Annotated in this window: 14 protein-coding genes and 1 other RNA gene; 4 read left to right on the forward strand and 11 right to left on the reverse strand. The window is 59.6% G+C overall.

Annotated elements, in window-relative coordinates:
• The coding region (locus tag AB5758_RS01170; protein WP_368155325.1) for an MFS transporter at positions 1-955 on the reverse strand (955 nt) is incomplete at its 3' end.
• Positions 956-1,095: 140 nt separating this feature from the next.
• The gene (locus AB5758_RS01175; protein WP_368141188.1) at positions 1,096-2,379 is read right to left on the reverse strand and encodes an O-acetylhomoserine aminocarboxypropyltransferase/cysteine synthase family protein; all 1,284 of its coding nucleotides are present in this window, start codon (positions 2,377-2,379) and stop codon (positions 1,096-1,098) included.
• A 230-nt stretch (positions 2,380-2,609) separates the two neighbouring features.
• On the opposite strand from AB5758_RS01175, the gene AB5758_RS01180 reads away from it, so the two are divergent.
• On the forward strand, positions 2,610-3,056 hold the full coding sequence (locus tag AB5758_RS01180; RefSeq protein WP_229090749.1) for a C-GCAxxG-C-C family protein: 447 nt from the start codon (positions 2,610-2,612) through the stop codon (positions 3,054-3,056).
• Between the two features lie 67 nt (positions 3,057-3,123).
• Here AB5758_RS01180 and AB5758_RS01185 read toward each other — a convergent pair whose 3' ends face one another.
• The 3 genes from AB5758_RS01185 to rpsA all read right to left on the reverse strand — a co-directional run bounded on the left by AB5758_RS01185 (position 3,124) and on the right by rpsA (position 5,844).
• Positions 3,124-3,762, reverse strand: coding sequence for a YigZ family protein (locus tag AB5758_RS01185; RefSeq protein WP_438265951.1), 639 nt, complete (start codon positions 3,760-3,762; stop codon positions 3,124-3,126).
• Between the two features lie 228 nt (positions 3,763-3,990).
• An RNA gene (gene rnpB / locus AB5758_RS01190) (RNase P RNA component class A) lies at positions 3,991-4,352 on the reverse strand.
• A 325-nt stretch (positions 4,353-4,677) separates the two neighbouring features.
• Entirely contained in the window at positions 4,678-5,844 is a 1,167-nt protein-coding gene (rpsA, locus tag AB5758_RS01195) for a 30S ribosomal protein S1 (RefSeq protein WP_022095232.1), read from the reverse strand.
• A gap of 207 nt (positions 5,845-6,051) precedes the next feature.
• Between rpsA and AB5758_RS01200 the strand changes: the two genes are divergently transcribed.
• Positions 6,052-6,918: an HAD family hydrolase gene (locus tag AB5758_RS01200; RefSeq protein ID WP_171021484.1), complete on the forward strand. Its 867-nt coding sequence runs from the start codon at positions 6,052-6,054 to the stop codon at positions 6,916-6,918.
• Positions 6,919-7,107: 189 nt separating this feature from the next.
• Here the strand turns inward: AB5758_RS01200 and AB5758_RS01205 are convergent, their stop codons facing one another.
• Positions 7,108-8,427, reverse strand: coding sequence for an L-cysteine desulfidase family protein (locus tag AB5758_RS01205; protein WP_138374464.1), 1,320 nt, complete (start codon positions 8,425-8,427; stop codon positions 7,108-7,110).
• Positions 8,428-8,698: 271 nt separating this feature from the next.
• On the opposite strand from AB5758_RS01205, the gene rpiB reads away from it, so the two are divergent.
• Positions 8,699-9,166 (forward strand): ribose 5-phosphate isomerase B, encoded by a 468-nt coding sequence (rpiB, locus tag AB5758_RS01210; protein WP_117762860.1) that lies wholly within the window; start codon positions 8,699-8,701, stop codon positions 9,164-9,166.
• Positions 9,167-9,317: 151 nt separating this feature from the next.
• Here the strand turns inward: rpiB and ndk are convergent, their stop codons facing one another.
• From ndk to AB5758_RS01230, 4 genes are all read right to left on the reverse strand, one after another.
• Positions 9,318-9,722, reverse strand: a complete 405-nt coding sequence (gene ndk, locus AB5758_RS01215; protein WP_035138006.1) for a nucleoside-diphosphate kinase — start codon at positions 9,720-9,722, stop codon at positions 9,318-9,320.
• Between the two features lie 385 nt (positions 9,723-10,107).
• Positions 10,108-11,538, reverse strand: coding sequence for an argininosuccinate lyase (argH, locus tag AB5758_RS01220; protein ID WP_161144720.1), 1,431 nt, complete (start codon positions 11,536-11,538; stop codon positions 10,108-10,110).
• 118 nt (positions 11,539-11,656) lie between these two features.
• The gene (locus AB5758_RS01225) at positions 11,657-11,827 is read right to left on the reverse strand and encodes a hypothetical protein (RefSeq protein WP_161144721.1); all 171 of its coding nucleotides are present in this window, start codon (positions 11,825-11,827) and stop codon (positions 11,657-11,659) included.
• Between the two features lie 233 nt (positions 11,828-12,060).
• A complete protein-coding gene (locus AB5758_RS01230; RefSeq protein WP_035138001.1) occupies positions 12,061-13,287 on the reverse strand; it encodes an argininosuccinate synthase in 1,227 nt (408 codons plus the stop codon).
• Positions 13,288-13,841: 554 nt separating this feature from the next.
• Here AB5758_RS01230 and AB5758_RS01235 point away from each other — a divergent pair.
• Positions 13,842-14,669, forward strand: coding sequence for a Cof-type HAD-IIB family hydrolase (locus AB5758_RS01235; RefSeq protein WP_368141185.1), 828 nt, complete (start codon positions 13,842-13,844; stop codon positions 14,667-14,669).
• Positions 14,670-14,940: 271 nt separating this feature from the next.
• Here AB5758_RS01235 and polA read toward each other — a convergent pair whose 3' ends face one another.
• Positions 14,941-17,691: a DNA polymerase I gene (gene polA / locus AB5758_RS01240; RefSeq protein WP_368152379.1), complete on the reverse strand. Its 2,751-nt coding sequence runs from the start codon at positions 17,689-17,691 to the stop codon at positions 14,941-14,943.
• Positions 17,692-17,771 lie beyond the last annotated feature (80 nt).

Raw genomic sequence — 17,771 nt, forward strand, 5'->3', positions numbered from 1 at the left:
GGATAGAAGAGTGCTCGTCGAGCGTGCTTACCGCAAAGAGACCGCACACGTACAAGCCCAGACCGACCGCCGTGGGGCCCTCGCAGCCAACGCGGTCCGAAACCGTACCCGAAAGCGGCCCGATAAAGGCATTCACCATCGGCAGCGCCAAAAAGAGCAATCCGGAAATGTCGGAACCAAAGCCGTGGGCGTCCTGAAAATAGAACGGCAGGATAAACTCGGATGCGCCAATACCAACGAACACGATGAGCATGCAGGCAAGGTTGATGGTGAAGGCCGAATTTGCCAAGCAGCGACGAGTAGCCTCAATCAAGGACATGGGGCGCTCGCCGGCCTCCGGCTTAACATGCGGCAGCGTGTAGAGCCCCACGATAAACGAGATTATGCCAATAGGCAGGTTGATGAGGAAGATACTCTCCCAGGGAAAGCTTGCCACCAGCATGCCGCCGAGCACGGGGCCACACATCATGCCGAGGGCCACAAAGGTCGCGAGAATACCCATGGCACGGCCTCGTTCGCGCGCCGGAAACGACTCGGTGATGATACCCATGTTGTTAGCCATGGCCGCCGCGCAACCGATGCCCTGAACAATGCGTGCCAGGATAAGAACCTCGAGCGAGGCCGAAAGGCCGCACAGCAGCGAACCGACCGAAAAGACGATGACGCCCAGCTGGAACACATTCACCTTGCCACGCACGTCGCCCAGACGGCCAAACGGCAACATAGCCACGCATGTCGCAAGCAGGTACACCGAACTCACCAGCTGAATGCGATCGAGGCCCACGCCCAGCTCCTTTTGCATCACGGGCAGCGCCACGGTCACGACGGTCGAATCCAGACACACCATAAACGTCATGATGAGCACGGTAAACAGAATCGCCCACTTGTTCTTGCCATGGGTGTCGCCCTCTAGGGCAATGTGCTCGCGGCGCAGCTGCTCTGCGGTTTTCTCCATATCCATCCTTTCGAGTGGCGCAACGCAAAAACGGGGCCCCAATCGCCTGCAAACTGCCGCGATTGGGGTCCCGCCTACGGAATCGGAACGAAAGGTCGCCGAAGCTTTCTGCCAGCATCGGCGCCTTGTACGGAGCTAGCCTAGCACTGCTCGAGTGCCTGCTCAAGGTCGGCAATCAAGTCGGCCGTGTCCTCGAGGCCGCACGACAGGCGCACCATGTCGGCGGAGATGCCACAGGCGATGAGCTCCTCATCGTTCATCTGGCGATGTGTGGCATTAGCGGGATGCAGGCAGCAAGTGCGGGCGTCGGCCACGTGCGTGGCGATCTGGGCGAGCTTGAGGCTCTTCATAAAGGCCTCGGCCGCCGCGCGACCACCGTTAAAGCCAAAGCTCACAACGCCGCAGGTACCGTTGGGCATGTATTTCTGAGCGATGTCGTAGTACTTATCGCCCTCCAGGCCCGGATAGCTCACGAAGCGTACCTTGGGATGACTCTGCAGGAACTTGGCAACGGCCAGGCCGTTCTCGCAATGACGCGGCATGCGCACATGCAGGCTCTCGAGCGAGCTGTTCAAGAAGAAGGCCGCCTGAGGGTTCTGCATGGGGCCGAGGTCGCGCATGAGCTGAGCGGTTGCCTTGGTAATGAAGGCGCCCTCACGACCGAACTTCTCGGCATAGGTCACGCCGTGGTAGCTCTCGTCGGGCGTGGTGAGACCCGGGAACTTGTCCGCATGGGCCATCCAGTCAAACTGGCCGTGGTCGACGATCACGCCGCCCAGGTAGGCAGCATGTCCATCCATGTACTTGGTGGTGGAGTGCGTAACGATGTCGGCGCCCCACTCAAAGGGGCGGCACATCACGGGCGTCGGGAAGGTGTTATCGACCATCAGCGGCACGCCGTGGTCATGCGCGGCCTTGGCAAAGCGCTCAATATCGAGCACGGCAAGGGCGGGATTGGCGATCGTCTCGCCAAAGACGAGCTTGGTATTGGGCTCAAAGGCTGCCTCGAGCTCCTCGTCGGTGCAGTCGGGGGCAACGAACGTGCAGGTCAGACCCATGCGCTCCATAGTATGGGCGAGCAGGTTGTAGGTACCGCCATAGATGGCAGAGCTCGCGACCACGTGATCGCCGGCACCGGCCACGTTAAAGATCGCGAGGAAGTTCGCAGCCATGCCCGAGCTCGTGAGCATCGCAGCGGTGCCGCCCTCCATCTCGCAGATCTTGGCGGCAACCAGATCGCACGTGGGGTTCTGCAGACGGCTGTAGAAGTAACCAGACTCCTCCAGGTCAAACAGCTTGCCCATGTGCTCCGACGTGTCGTATTTCCACGTGGTGGACTGGTAAATGGGCACCTGGCGCGGCTCGGCATCTCCCGGGTGATAGCCGCCCTGAACACATGTAGTACCGATGGTCTGCTCGCTCATATCTAGCTCCCTTGCCTGGGTTACGTTTTATCCGGTTCACGATACCGCTACCCCGCACCCCTCACAACCCATCCCCAAGGTAGGTTAAGGGACAAATTGATCAGGGGTATTTATCTCAAGCCTTGGGCATTTGTTCGATAGATAAAAACGAGGCATACATGAAGCTCTCGATGATTACATGCCCCGTCACGGGTACCATAGGCGGGTACACCGTGAACAAGGAGACAACGATGAAGCAAATCGATACGGCCCAGCTCGACATCAACGCCTGTCAGGCTCAGGCTGCCGAATACCACGCCCGTGGCTTTAACTGCGCCCAGGCCGTCGCCTGCACGCTCGCACCTGCCGTCGGGCTCGACCCCCAGACCGCCTTTACCCTCACCGAGGGATTTGGCGCCGGCATGGGCGGCATGACCGAAACCTGCGGCGCCATCTCGGGCGCCGTGGCCATCATGGGCTTTGTGATGAGCGACGGCATGGAAAACCCCAAGACCAAAGGCCAGACCTACAAACTGTCGCGCGAAATCGCCAAGCGTTTTGGCGAGAAGAACACGACGACCGTCTGCGGCACGCTCAAGGGCATCGGATCGGACAAGGGTCCGCTTCGCAGCTGCCCCGGCTGCATCGACGATGCCGTCGAAATCGCCTGTGATGTACTAAAGCAGCTCGCCGAGTAAACGGCAGCACAGAAAAACGACGGCCGGCGCGCTTGGGATCCATCCAAAAGCACGCCGGCCGTCGCCGTTAGAACTCGGCAAATACGGGAGCACCGACCTCGATCTCCTCGCGCCCCGCCATAAGCTCGCGCATCCTGGCGCAAAAAGACTCCTGCTCCCCCGCCTTAAACACCAAGTGAAGTGTCACGGCATCCGCGTAATCGGCATCCGAAACCTTGGCACCCGAATCCTGCGCCAAGCGAAGCACCTGCTCATACTGCGGATAGGCCACATGCACGTCAACAGGCACGACGCTCGTCATCTCGACGATCTGCCCGGCCTCCCGAGCCGCGGCCACCGCCGCTTGCGTCGCCGCGGTATAGGCGCGTACCAAGCCACCAGGCCCCAACAGCGTGCCACCAAAATAGCGCGTCACTACGCAGCAAACATTTTTGAGCCCCGCGCCGCGCAACACCTCGAGCGTCGGCATACCGCTCGTGCGGCTCGGCTCACCGTCATCGCTTTGACGCTCGCGTCCATCGACCAAAATCCACGCGGGAACATTGTGTCGAGCGTCGTAATGACGTTTGCGAACGGTCTCGATAAAGGCATTCGCCTCATCCTCGGACTCAATATGGACCAGCTGGGCAATAAACCGGCTCTTGCGGTCCACAAATTCGCCCGAAACCTCAATATTCGATTGCAGAGTAAAATAGCTGTCCAACAAAGCCCCTCAACAAAATAAAGCGCAGCAACAAACAGCCTCAATAATACGGCAAAGACAGCACCGTTGACCTCGCCAACAAGAACGGAAACGCCAATGATACCGTCACCAACAGCGAGAACCCGTCAGCGCGAGCAAGGTGCCTTGAAAGACAAGGGCATTGACCTTATGGTCATGCCCGAAGGCTTGAAAGGCAGATTGCCGCGCTGACGGGTTCGCAGCGTCAACAAAGTGCTGAGTGGGCCGATAAGCCGGGTTCTGTCGTGAACGGTCATTTATCTTGTCTGCACGTTACCGTGCAGTTCCACGCACGCTACCCGAACGCGGACCGGGCCGGCCCATAGCGTTCCTATTCGCGCTTGCTCCGGATGGGGCTTGCCAAGCCGCCGTGTTACCACGACGCTGGTGGTCTCTTACACCACCGTTTCAGCTTTTCCCTTTACGCCTTGCGGCGCAGGTGGGAGTCTTCTTTTCTGCGGCGCTTTCCGTCGGATCACTCCGCCCGGCCGTTAGCCGGCATCCCGCCCTCTGGAGCCCGGACTTTCCTCACGCGTGCTGCAAGCAGCACATCGCGCGACCGTCTGGCCCACTCAGCAGTGCAAGAGTGTAACACACCGTTGCCGCAGGCAATGGCACAACGCAAACGCTCGACACGATAAACCAAGAACCGCCATGCGCTACAATGGTCCTGTCGATGGGCAACGTCGTCAGTCGAGACGCGACCGCGCTCCGCACCCCTCCGTCTACTCGGTGTGTTCCCGCCTCCTCCCCGAGGCGGGATGTCGGCATTTTTCATGCACTGACAACCCAATAGCCTGTGGACAGCCCGGGCAGCATCGCGCACCTCAGCAGCAAATGCAAAAAAGGGACCCGTCCATTGCGGACGGATCCCTTAAAACAAGTGATCGTCAAACCGATTTACTCGGCGTCGGTCTCCTCGTCCTTCTTCTCGGAAGGCAGCGGGGTAACCTCGATCTCGACGCCCAGAGTCTCAGCAGCGGACTTCATGGACAGGGAGATACGACGACGGTCGAGGTCGATCTCCATGACCTTGACCTGAACCTTGTCGCCCACGTGGGTGACCTGAGAAGGCTGATCGACGTGCTTGTTGGCCATCTCGGAGATGTGCACCAGGCCCTCGATGCCCTCGCCCAGATCGACGAAAGCGCCGAACGGGACAAGCTTGGTCACAGTGCCCTCGACGATAGCGCCGACGGGGTACTTCTTGACCAGTGCGCGCCACGGATCCTCGGTGGTCTGCTTGAGACCCAGGGAGATGCGCTCGCGGTTGAGATCGACGTCGAGAACCTCGACCTCGACCTCCTGGCCGACCTTGACAACCTCGGAAGGATGGTTGACGTGGTTCCAGGAGAGCTCGGAAATGTGGATGAGGCCGTCGATACCACCGAGGTCGACGAAGGCGCCGAAGTCGACGATGGAGGAAACGGTGCCCTGGAGACGCATGCCAGACTTGAGCTTGGACAGGATCTCGGAGCGCTCGGCCTTACGGGACTCCTCGAGCACGACGCGACGGGAGAGGACGACGTTGTTGCGGTTGCGGTCCATCTCGATGACGCGGGCCTCGATGCGGGTGCCCATGTAGGAGGTGAGGTCCTTGACGCGACGGAGGTCGACGAGGGAGGCGGGCAGGAAGCCACGCAGGCCGATGTCGAGGATCAGGCCGCCCTTGACAACCTCGATAACCTCGCCCTCGACGTTCTCGCCGGAGTTGAACTTCTCCTCGATGCGGTTCCAAGCACGCTCGTACTCGGCACGCTTCTTGGACAGGACCAGACGACCGTCCTTGTCCTCCTTCTGGAGTACCAGAGCCTCGATGGGATCACCGAGTGCAACGATGTCTGCAGGGTTAGCGTCCTTGCGGATGGACAGCTCGCGGACCGGGATAACGCCCTCGGACTTGAATCCGATGTCAACGAGCACCTCGTCATGCTCGATCTTAACGACAGTGCCGTTAACGAGATCGCCCTCATCAAAGTCGGTAATCGTACCGTCGATGAGGTTGTTCATCTCCTCCTCGTTGACATCGTCAAGAGAGAAAATGGACGAGTTCTGAATCTCACTCAAAGGTGGACCCCTTTCGAACTACGGGGCCCCGATTGCTAGGACCTACAGAAGGGTGCGACAAGCACACAACGTTTAGGAACACTCGGGAGCCGACAGATACTAATGTGACGCTTATGCAATCACGTTCGTATAGGTTACGGGGAAATGAGTTCGATTTCAAGCGTGAACTGCGATTTTTTACTCGTGTGGAGACTTTTTCGTAATCTTATGAACACACGTCTCCGCAACTTGACGATAACCAGCCAGGCATTCGGCTTTGGGGTAAAGTATCCGGAGCCAACGATTCTAGATCGATTTTTCGAGAAAGGTGCCCGCGTGCTCAAAGCAGTCGTTTTCGATATGGACGAAACGCTTCTCAGCATCAACCTCAACGCGTTCATCCTTCGCTATTTTAAGGATGTCTCTTCGATGCTCGCGGATATCGGGCGCCGCAGCCGCGGTGGCACGATGGCGCGCCTCGGCACCATCCTGGTCGACCTCAACGCCAATCGCCGCAGCGGCACGGACAACCGCACCAATCTTGAGTTTTACCAAGAAGAGGTCGAGCGCCGATGCGGGATCTGCCTCTCCGATCCCCTCATCTACGAGGCGTTTACCTACTATGACCGCGAAGTTCTTCCGTACAAGAACGACGATATCATTAACGCCCACGCCATGCCGGGCGCACACGCCGCGCTCCAGGCCGTACAGGACGCAGGGCTGCGCTGCGCGCTCTTTACCAACCCCAGCTTTCCCCAGGGGGCCATCGAGTGCCGCATGGGTTGGGGCGACCTGGCCGACGCCCCCTTTGAACTCGTGACGCACATGGGAAACGCCACCCGCTGCAAGCCCGATGCCACCTACTATCTAGAGCAGCTTCAGGTGATGGGGCTCGAGCCACACGAGGTCCTTATGGTGGGCAACGATCCCAAGCGCGACTTCCCCAGTCCCGCCTGCGGCATTCAAACTGCCTATGTTGGCCAGGGAAAACCCGGCCGAGCCACCTGGCGCGGAACCATGGAAGACTTCGCCCGCGACTTTAACGCCGTAATCGAAGCCTTCTACGAACACCAAGTAGCCGACGAACTGTCGTAGGACCCCTCGCTCCAAACCAAATATCGCCGCAGGTTGAGCACAAGTCAGCGAAAATGCCCCTAAGCGAGCAATGTGCCTTGAAAGAGGAGGGCATAGGCCTTCTGGCCATGCCCGACGATTGAAAGGCAGATTGCCGCTTAGGGGCATTTGCAGCGTCGACTGGTTACGCGGTTTGGTAAAACCGCGTAACTAGCACACCTGGGTTTTGCCGATCATGATGTTGAGGATCTCGATGTCGGTGTCCTTCATGCCCACGCGGCCTACGTAGCCCATACTGGCGATTGTTTGCTCAACGGTATCTTGGATCAGGCCCTCGCCGGCGCGGAAGCCGCGACCCTGCATGGCCATATCATGGCCCAGAATCGCCGCATCGACGGCAGCCGAGATCTTGGCGGCACAGCTCGCCTTGGCGCCGTCGCACACGATGCCGCCCACGTTACCGAGCGTGTTCGAGACGGTCGCGCCAATCTGTTCGCGCGTGCCACCGCACAGCCAGGTAATCGCAGCGCCGGCGCCGCACGCAGCGCAAATAGCACCGCAAAACGCCGAAAGCGCACCAATATAGCTCTTGATATGCACGGCGATAAGATCGGACAGCATCACGGCGCGCACCAGGCGCTCGTGGTCGCAACGCAGGTACTCGGCATACTCCATGACGGGCAATGCGCAGGTAATGCCCTGATTGCCCGAGCCGCACACAATGGCGACCGGCAGCGCGCAACCGTTCATGCGGGCGTCGGACCCGGCGGCCGCACGGGCACGGGCGCGGCAGGCGACGTCATCGGCACGAGCACCCAGCAGCGTACGGCCCACCTCGGCGCCCCAAGCGTGCGCGAGACCCTCGGCACTGATCGCGCCATTCAGCTCAATCTGACGCTCAACGGCAGCGCGGGCGTCCTCAATGTCACCATCCTCGATAAAGTCGATGATGGTCTCGATCGACATGGGCGTGTCGGCGTTATCTGCCGCACGCTCGGCCACCACGCGCTCGGCGCAGGCGGCGCACTCCCCCGCCGACTTACCGCATACCGGAATACCGTCGAGCGTATGGCACGTGACATTAGTGTGGTGATCGGTAATCTCGACGACCGCGGTATGGCCCCCGGCCGTCGCAGTCACCTTGATGTAGAGGTTGGGCACACCCTCGACAAGCGACACATCGCAGTAGTCCGCATCGGCAAGCAGCTCGGCCACGCGGGCGCGGTCCGCGTCATCGACGCTCTCGAGCACCTCGAGCGCGCTCTTGGCGTCGCCGCCCACGGCACCCAGCACGGCCGCGGCCTCAATACCGTGCATACCGCCCGAGTTGGGCACAGTCACGCTCTTGACGTTCTTGATGATGTTGCCCGAGCAGGCAACATCCATATGATCGGGTTCGCAACCGAGCGTCTGGCTCGCCAGCGCCGCTGCATAAGCAACGGCAATGGGCTCGGTGCAGCCGAGTGCACAAACAAGTTCGCGGTTCAAAACATCGCAAAACGCGGCATCACGAAGGGAATCGGCAGGCATAGGTATCTCCTACTTGTATAACGGGCTGGGCTCTCAATAATAATTAGCTCTTTTATTTGATAACAATGCATCAAAAACCGCAACCCAGGTTCCGGTAGACGGCATTCAGGCGCAAACTGACGGCATTCATTCATGAGAAACCGGTCTTGTTGCATGCTAAAGCGTTTGACCAAAAAACGCCCAAGCGTTTACACAAAAGTCGCGCTATCATGCAGTCGAACGCGGTAAAACCTTTAGCAATCTCGCCGCACAGACCAGAGAGGAACTATCCATGAAGATCGGTATCGGTAACGACCACGCCGCCGTCGAGCTCAAGAACATCATCTCCGAGCACCTGAAGGAGCGCGGCTGCGAGGTCGTGAACTTTGGCACCGACACCTCCGAGAGCTTTGACTACCCCATCGCCGGCTACAAGGTGGGTAAGGCCGTTGCCAACGGCGACGTCGATCTAGGCATCCTGATCTGTGGCACCGGCGTCGGTATCAGCCTGGCTGCCAACAAGGTCGAGGGCGTACGCGCCGTCGTGTGCTCCGAGCCCTTCAGCGCCAAGCTCTCCCGCATGCACAACAATACCAACGTGCTCGCTTTTGGCGCCCGCGTCGTGGGCTCCGAGCTCGCCAAGATGATCGTCGACGAGTGGCTCGACGCCGAGTTTGAGGGCGGTCGTCACGAGCGTCGCGTTAACCTCCTCAACGAGATCGATCACACGCGCGCCCTTAAGATCGTCGACGAAGCCTAAACTATTCAGTGCCACAAGCTAACAGCAGGGGCCCGCTCGGAACACATGTCCGAGCGGGCCCCTGCATAGATTTTGGAATAAAAGGGCGCCGCGGATGGAGTTCCGCGGCGCCCAAGCCACACGCTAACAGCTTTAAGGAGTCAAAGCTGGTTTAGCCAAAGAAGCGCTTGATCTCAATCTCGGCGTTCTCCAGGCAGTCGGAGCCGTGGATCACGTTGGCGTTGACATCGACGGCAAAGTCGCCGCGGATGGTACCAGGAGCAGCCTCAAGCGGGTTGGTAGCGCCCATGAGGGTGCGCATCTTAGCAACAGCGGAGAGACCGGAAACGACCATCTTGACGACCGGACCGCTCGTCATAAAGTCGCAGAGACCGCCAAAGAAGGGCTTGTCGGCCAGATGGGCGTAGTGCTCCTCGACGGTAGCGCGCTCGAGCGTGGTCATCTCCATGCGCTCGATGACAAGGCCGCTGCGCTCAATGCGAGCAACGATCTCGCCGATCTTGCGGTCGCGCACGGCGTCGGGCTTAATCATGATGAAGGTCTTCTCGATAGCCATAAAAGTAGCCTTTCAAGTAGGTTCGCGCGTGCCCAAGTCCCATTCCGGCACCCGCCTGGACTGCATCGTAACAGAGTTTTAGCTGCAGTTAAACAAAAAGCTGTTTATTGAAACGTTGCAATTTATTAAAGCGCTCCATATGTGTCACTCCTGTTTCGAAGCCCGATTAGAGTACCATCCGACCGCCCATCAACTGCGCCGAACAGAGCAGGCGGTCGGTTGCCGCCCGCGAACGTATCCCCTTCACAACCTGCCCAAAGGTCCTACAGAAGTTCTCGACAAGCCCCTCCCCCATAGCAACAAAATACGGGCTCCCACATCAGCAGGCGCCCGTAAAGCGAAAACGATTTATCAATACATGGCCAAAACGGCTTCAGCCAAACCTCTACTTTGCCCCGTGACCCATCTCGACGACCTTGGTCAGCGATCCAAACACGCCCTCGTCAGCCACGAGCTGTGCCTCGGCACGCTGCAACTGCACGGCAACGGCGGCAGGAGCGGTGCCGCCCTCGGTCGTGCGCGCGGCGACAATCGACGGGATATCGAGCGCCTCGGTAATGTCGCGCTCAAAGAGCGGGCTTGCCTCCTGGAACACCTCAAACGGCAGGTCCTCAAGATTGCAGCCGCGCTTCTCGCACATCAGGACCAGATGGCCCACCACGGCATGTGCCTCGCGGAACGGCAGGCCACGCTTGGCCAGGTAATCGGCAACATCGGTGGCGGCAAGGTGCCCCACGCCGCACTCGCGCGCCATGGCATCCTCGTTGACGGTCCAAGTCGAAATCATTCCGGCCATAACGGACAGGCACTGCATGAGCGTATGGGCGGTATCGAGCGCGCCCTCCTTGTCCTCCTGCAAGTCCTTGTTATAAGCAAGCGGCAGGCCCTTCATGGTTACCAGCAGCTGCACCAGGTTGCCGTACACGCGACCGCTCTTGCCGCGGATAAGCTCGGCAAAGTCGGGGTTCTTCTTCTGCGGCATGATGGACGAGCCAGTGGAGTACGAGTCGGAAAGCGTGATAAAGCCAAATTCGGAGCTCGACCACAGTACGATCTCCTCGGAAAGACGCGCCAGGTGCATCGCCATGACGGATCCGGCGTAATGCAGATCGAGCAGAAAATCACGGTCGGAAACGGCATCGAGCGAGTTGGGGATCACGCCCGCAAAGCCAAGTTCGGCAGCCGTCATCTGGCGATCGAGCGGATAGCTCGTACCGGCAAGCGCAGCGGCACCCAGCGGGCAGTTGTCGGCAGCATCAAAGGCGGCCTTCAAACGCGTAAAGTCGCGCGCGAACATCCAGGAATACGCCAGCAGGTGATGCGACAGCAGCACGGGCTGAGCATGTTGCATGTGCGTGTAGCCCGGCAGAATCACCTTGTCGTACTTCTTGGCCGCATCCACCAGCACATGGCGCAGCTCAAGATTGGCCTCCATGAGCTCCTTGGCCAGCGCCTTGACGCCCAGGCGCGTATCGGTCGCCACCTGGTCGTTGCGCGAACGCCCAGTATGCAAGCGCTTGCCAGCCTCGCCGATGCGACGCGTCAGCTCGCTCTCGATGGACATATGAATGTCCTCATCGTTGATGTCGAAGGTAAAGTTGCCGGCATCGATATCCTGTTCGATTCCGGTCAGGCCCTTGGCAATCGCCTGCTCGTCCTCGGCACTGATGATGCCCTGGGCGGCCAACATCTTGGCATGCGCCTTAGAGCCGGCGATATCCTGCTTATAGAGATGTTTGTCGACCGGCAGCGACGCGCCAAACTCCTGCGTGACCTCGGCCACGCCCGCCTCAAAACGACCGCCCCAAAGAGCCATGGAACCGTCTCCTTTCTCCAAATACCAAAACAAGCGTCCAAAGCAATGTGCCCTGTCGCTAAAGCGATTTATCAACCGCTAGTTTTACACACTCCCTGCCGCGCGCGGGGCCATGTGGCTAATTTGCAAAGAAGTGACGCACCATGCACTTGGCGCCCAACGTCTCCCTCCGGATGTTGCCCTGCGAACCATCGATCCAGGCCTTCAGGCTCATAGGAACGTCCTCGACCCTTACAGCATCGAACTCGGGCGCGAGGGCAAGCAAAGCATGCGCGATAGCATTGAACATAATGGATACTCCTCATATGTATAGGCACAGAGCCGCCAAATTGATAGAAGGAGCCCCGCCGGACAACCCCGGCGGGGCTCGGACTCAGCCGCAGACGCGGCATCATATATGCGGGCGGAACGTAGGGGCCACCGATGTTAAGAAGTGTCAGCAAGCATAACGAAAGGTAGGGACCCCGTGCGCCCGTTATGTATCACGCGGATGGGCCGCGCGGATACCAAGGGAAGGAGGCGCTAGGCCTGGGCAGCAGCAGAGCTGGGGCCCTGGACCTTTGCCCACGTCTTGAGCGACAGCGTATCGATCTCGATAAAGCCGGCGCTGGCCTTCTCGTCAAACGTGGTGTCGCGGTCGTAGGTAGCCAGGCCGTAGTCGTAGAGGCTGAAGGGACTCTTGCGGCCGACGACATGGCAGTTGCCCTTAAAGAACTTCAGACGGACAGTGCCGGTCACGAACTTCTGGGTATCGGCCATAAAGGCGTCGAGCGCGTTCTTGAGCGGGCTGTACCACTGGCCGTTGTACACGGCGGTGGCCCAATCCTGCTCGAGCTTGATCTTGGTCTTGAGCAGGTCGCCCTCGACGCAGATGTCCTCGAGCGCCTTGTGGGCGGTGATGAGCGTCAGGGCGCCGGGAACCTCATAGCACTCGCGGCTCTTGAGGCCCACCAGACGATCCTCGACCAGGTCAAGACGGCCAAAGCCGTTGTCGCCCGAAATCTTGTTGAGGGCGATGACGATCTCGGAGAGCTTCATCTTCTTGCCGTCGACGGCGACAGGCTTGCCGGCCTCAAACTCGATCTCGGTATAGGTCGGGGTGTCAGGCGTGTCCTCGGGGTTCTTGGTCATAACCCAAGCGTCATCGAGCGGCTCATTCCAAGGGTCCTCCAGGTGACCGCACTCGATGGCGCGACCCCACAGGTTGTCGTCGATGGAGTAGGGGTTGTCGTTGGCACCCTCGGGAACCGGCACGTTGTGGGCGTGGGCATAGGCGACCTCGTCGGGACGGCACTTCAGGTCCCACTCGCGAACCGGGGCGATAACCTTGAGCTCGGGGTCGAGGGCCTTGACGGCGGCCTCAAAACGGACCTGATCGTTACCTTTGCCAGTGCAGCCGTGGGCGACGTAGGTCGCGCCAAACTCGTGGGCGACCTCAACAAGCTTCTTGGCAAGCAGCGGGCGAGACAGGGCGGAGAGCAGCGGATACTTATTCTCGTACATGGAGTTTGCGGCGATGGCTTTGGTCAGGAACTCATCGGAGAACTCGTCGCGCAGGTCGAGCACCTGGCAATCGAGAACGCCCAGGTCGAGCGCCTTCTGCTTCTTGGCATCCAGTCCGGTCTCTTCCTGGCCCACGTTGCCGCAGACGCAAACGACATCGAGATTCTTCTCGTCCTGGAGCCACTTGACACATACGGATGTATCAAGACCACCGGAATATGCGAGAACGACTTTTTCCTTGCTCATGGCTGTTTCCTTTCGCCCTTGGTAGCTAGTTAGAACATCGGTCAGTTGCAAGTCATTTCAAGGTCATATACCGTGCAATATCAGGTTAAATAGCAAAAATCAGCACATACATGCCCTAGAAACATGCAGCAATGTCGTGCTAAAACCCAACGACCTCAAAATGACTCTGTTGAGGCAATTCGCCCCATGCGGACAGAGACGATTGTTATCGTCGTCGGGAAATTGCGCGCTGGCGTCGGATGGCATTGTCTGCAGTAGTGATGATCTTTACGAACTGCATCTGCCTCTCCTTTCACCTATCGCCGGGCGCAATTCTAATATCGTAAACGGTACCTTTTCTTCGGTAAGCGGTTGTTTTTCCGTCTCCGTTTTCGATGGTCGCTATATTACGCTAAAGTGCCCGCGACACAAGCGACAACTTCAAATTTCTGAAAAGTTTTTTCATTACTTTGTGAATGGTGATGCAAACGCGCGCCAATCCTGCGAAAATACGCCCGACTACGAGTTAATGGTTATAACGTCTGAAACAATCTCGAAACGAAAGGCTCGCTTTTATGCAAACTTACGAATCGGACGCCAATATCGGAAACATTAAGCTCATCGCCGTCGACATGGACAAGACGCTGCTGACCGACGAGCGCGTGCTGCCGCAAGGCCTTGACGAACGCCTGGACAAGCTCGCCGAAGCCGGCATCGTATTCTGCCCCGCCAGCGGACGTCCCGCCCCCAAGCTCGAAGAGATGTTCGAGGGCATCAAGAACCGCCTCGCCTTTTGTCCCGACAACGGCGCATGCGTGATCTATCGTGGCAGCTATATCTATAAGAGCGTTATCGACGTGGAGCTGTACCAGCAGGTCTTGAACCGCGCCTCGGAGGATCCTCGCGCCGTCCCCGTCCTGTGCTGCTTCGACGAGTTCTACGTGCTTGCCCGCGACCATCAATACCACGACGAGATCAGCGTCTACTACAACACAATCAACTACGTCGACAGCTTTGAGGGCATTGATATCGAGTCCAACAAGATCTCGATCTTCTTCCCCGCCTATGATGCCGAGCCCGCATTCCGCGAGGACTACAGCCCGGCATTCTCGGACCAACTCTATGTCACCAATGCGGGCCGTGAGTGGATCGACTTTATGAACCTGGGTGTCGACAAGGGCTCTGGCGTCGCGCACCTGTGCGAGCAGCTCGGGATCGATATCGCCGACGCCGCCGCCGTGGGCGACACCTACAACGATATCCCCATGCTGGAGCGTGTCGGACATAGCTTTATCGTGGACAATGCCGAGGAGCATATGAACGCGCATGCTAAGTGGCGCATTCCGAGCAACAACGACGGGGGCGTACTGACGCTCATCGACGCCATCTTGGCGGCTCGTTAATCCATCTCGTCGCCATGCCCGGGGCCGGCCGTTTGATTTTTGCTCGGTCAGGTCCTGGGCTCGCTCGAAGAGCACATTAAGTGCTCTTCGGCTCGTGCGGAATCTACAAAAATCAAACGGCCGGCCCCGGGCATGGCTACGTTGACTTACCTGCCGCCAAGATGGCGTCTTGGCGTCTAGATACTTGGCTGATTATTTGGAATGAAGGGGGCTCCTTGTTGGCAAGGAGCCCCCTTCTGGTTTTGGTTACTTTGGAGTTGTGGGTGTACCCTTACTTGGCGTCGGCCCAGGTTATGCCGGTGCTGGCTTCGGCGATTAGGGGTACGCGGAGGTCTACTACGTGCTCCATGACGTCTTGAACCATGGCGGTCAGGCGTTCGACTTCTTCGACCGGGCACTCAAAGTCCAGTTCGTCGTGTACCTGCAGGATCATGTGGGCGGCAAAGTCCTCTTCTTCCAGACGGCGGCTCACACGGGCCATCGCGATCTTGATGATGTCGGCGGCGGTGCCCTGCATGGGGTGGTTCATGGCCGTGCGCTCGCCAAAGCCGCGGAGTTGCGGGTTTTTGGCCTTGAGCTCCGGAATATGACGACGGCGGCCGTACATGGTCTCGGCGTAGCCCGTCTGCTTGGCACGTGCCACCACGTTGTCGAGGAACGTGCGCACGCCCGGGTAGGCCTCGTAGTAGCGGTCGATCATGTCGCGCGCCTCGGCCATCGAGATATGCAGCGACTGCGACAGGCCATAGGCCTGCTGACCATACACGATGCCAAAGTTCACGGCCTTGGCGCGACTGCGCAAGTCGGGCGTTACCTCGGACACCGGCACGCCAAACACGCGCGCTGCCGTCTCGGCATGGAAGTCCTCGCCCTCGTTAAAGGCGCGCACCAGGTGCTCGTCACCCGAGAGATGCGCCAGCAGACGCAGCTCGATCTGCGAGTAGTCCACCGCCAAAAAGACGCTTCCCTCGCCTGCCGAAAACGCCGTCTTGACGGTACGGCCCAGCTCAGAGCGCGTCGGGATGTTCTGCAGGTTCGGGTCGCTCGAGGACAGACGACCCGTTGCCGTGATGGTCTGGTTGTACGTGGTGTGCACGCGACCGTCACCGCGGCGCAGCGGGCCCAGCGTGTCCAGATAGGTGGACTTGATTTTGGACTTCTCACGCCAATCCAAGATCAGGCGCACGATTTCGTGGTCACGGGCAAGATCGCTCAGCACCTTGGCGTTGGTCGAATAGTAGCCGCGCTTGGTCTTTTTGAGGCCCTTGGTCGGAAGCCCCATAACGTCAAACAGCACGTGCGAGAGCTGCATAGGGCTACCGATGTTAAACGTCTCATCACCCGCCAGGTCGCGAATGCTGCGCTCGACCTCGGTAATCTGGGTCGCCAAGCCCTCGGACAGACTGTGCAGGCGGTCGGGGTCCACGAGCATGCCCGCGCGCTCCATCTTGGCAAGTACCGGAACGAGCGGCATCTCGATGCCATCGAACACGTTGACGGCATTCTCGCGGGCCATGCACTCGCGCAAAGGCGCCACGAGCGCCAGCGTCAGGGCCGCCGTACGGGCGGCAGGCGCCGGAGCGTCCTCACCGGCACCCTCTGCACCGCGCGCCGCAGGCAGCGCCATCTGCAGATAGGTATCGGCCAGATACGCCTCGTCAAACTCGGAGCGGTCGGAATCCAACAGGTAGGCGGCAACCACGGTATCGAAGATGCGCGTGGAATCGACTGCCAGCGGATCCATGAGCTCAAGCTCGGAAGAGTCGATGGGCGAAAGCTCATGCAGCAGTGCTTTCATATCCGGGCTCGCCACGCGGCCCTCCATAAACAGGCGCGCAAGCACGCCGGCGATCACGCCGTGGGCGAAGTTGAAGCCATCGACCGCGGCAGTGGTACCGCCTTCGCCCTCCTCAAGCGCAAGCAGCCCCTTGGACGTCGTCAGCCACAGCGTGCGCGTCAGGCCAAAAAGCGCGCCCTCCTCCTTGTCATCGTCCACCACGGCGGCAATCCACTCGCCTGCCTCGATCGCGCGAGCGATCTCGTCGGCAGCAGCAGCGAGCGCCTCGGCATCGCCAGCGGCAGCACGCATAACGGGGGGAATCTCAAATGTGCTGGCAGCGGCCGCAGCCCCACCCTCGCCACCGATCAATGCCAAGAAACGGTTCTGCATGGCCGTAATGCCGAGTGCGCCCAGTGCCGCGGACAGTTCATCAGCAGAAAACGCCGGGAAGGACGTCGCGTCAAAGTCGAGCTCGACAGGCGCATCGGTGCGAATGGTCGCAACCTTGCGGCTCAGCAGCGCGTCGTCGATGTGAGCACGCAGGTTCTCGCCCATCTTGCCCTTGACCTCGTCAGCATGCGCGATGACCTCGTCCAAGCTGCCGTACTGCGCAATAAGCGCACTCGCCTTTTTGGGACCGATGCCCGGTACGCCGGGAATGTTGTCCGACGTATCGCCCTTCAGGCCGTAAAAATCGGGCACGAGCGCCGGCGTAATGCCGTGATACAGGTCATCCACGCTCTCGGGCGTCATAATCGCTACGTCGGACAGGCCCTTGCGGGTCGAGACCACGTTGACGTGCTCGGTCACAAGCTGATACATGTCGCGGTCGCCGGTCACCAGCAGCATGTCGCAGCCTGCCTCCTCACCCAGGCGCGCCATGGTTCCCAGGATATCGTCGCCTTCCCAGCCCTCGGACTGCAGAATCGGCACGTTGAGCGCCGTGAGCAGCTCCTTGATCATCGGAAACTGCGCGTGCAGATCGGGATCCATGGGCGGGCGCTGCGCCTTATACTGCGGCAGCATCTCCATGCGTACGCGCGGCTTGCCCTTGTCAAACGCCACGACCACACCGTCGGGGTTAAAGGCGTCGATCATCTTGAGAAACATGTTCAGAAAGCCAAAGATCGCGTTGGTGGGGCGACCGTCCGGCGCGTTCATGGTCGGCGGCACGGCGTGGAAGGCGCGATGCATGAGCGAGTTGCCGTCGATAACGGCAAAGGTGCGGCGCTTGTCAGACATATTGAATACCTCGCTTTGGGCTGGGCACGGTTTGCTCACACCAGTTTACACGCTCCCCGCCCCGCGACCACTGTACATCA

Origin of the sequence: Collinsella aerofaciens (genome assembly GCF_040926405.1) — a bacterium.
In the GTDB taxonomy this organism is placed as follows: Bacteria; Actinomycetota; Coriobacteriia; order Coriobacteriales; family Coriobacteriaceae; genus Collinsella.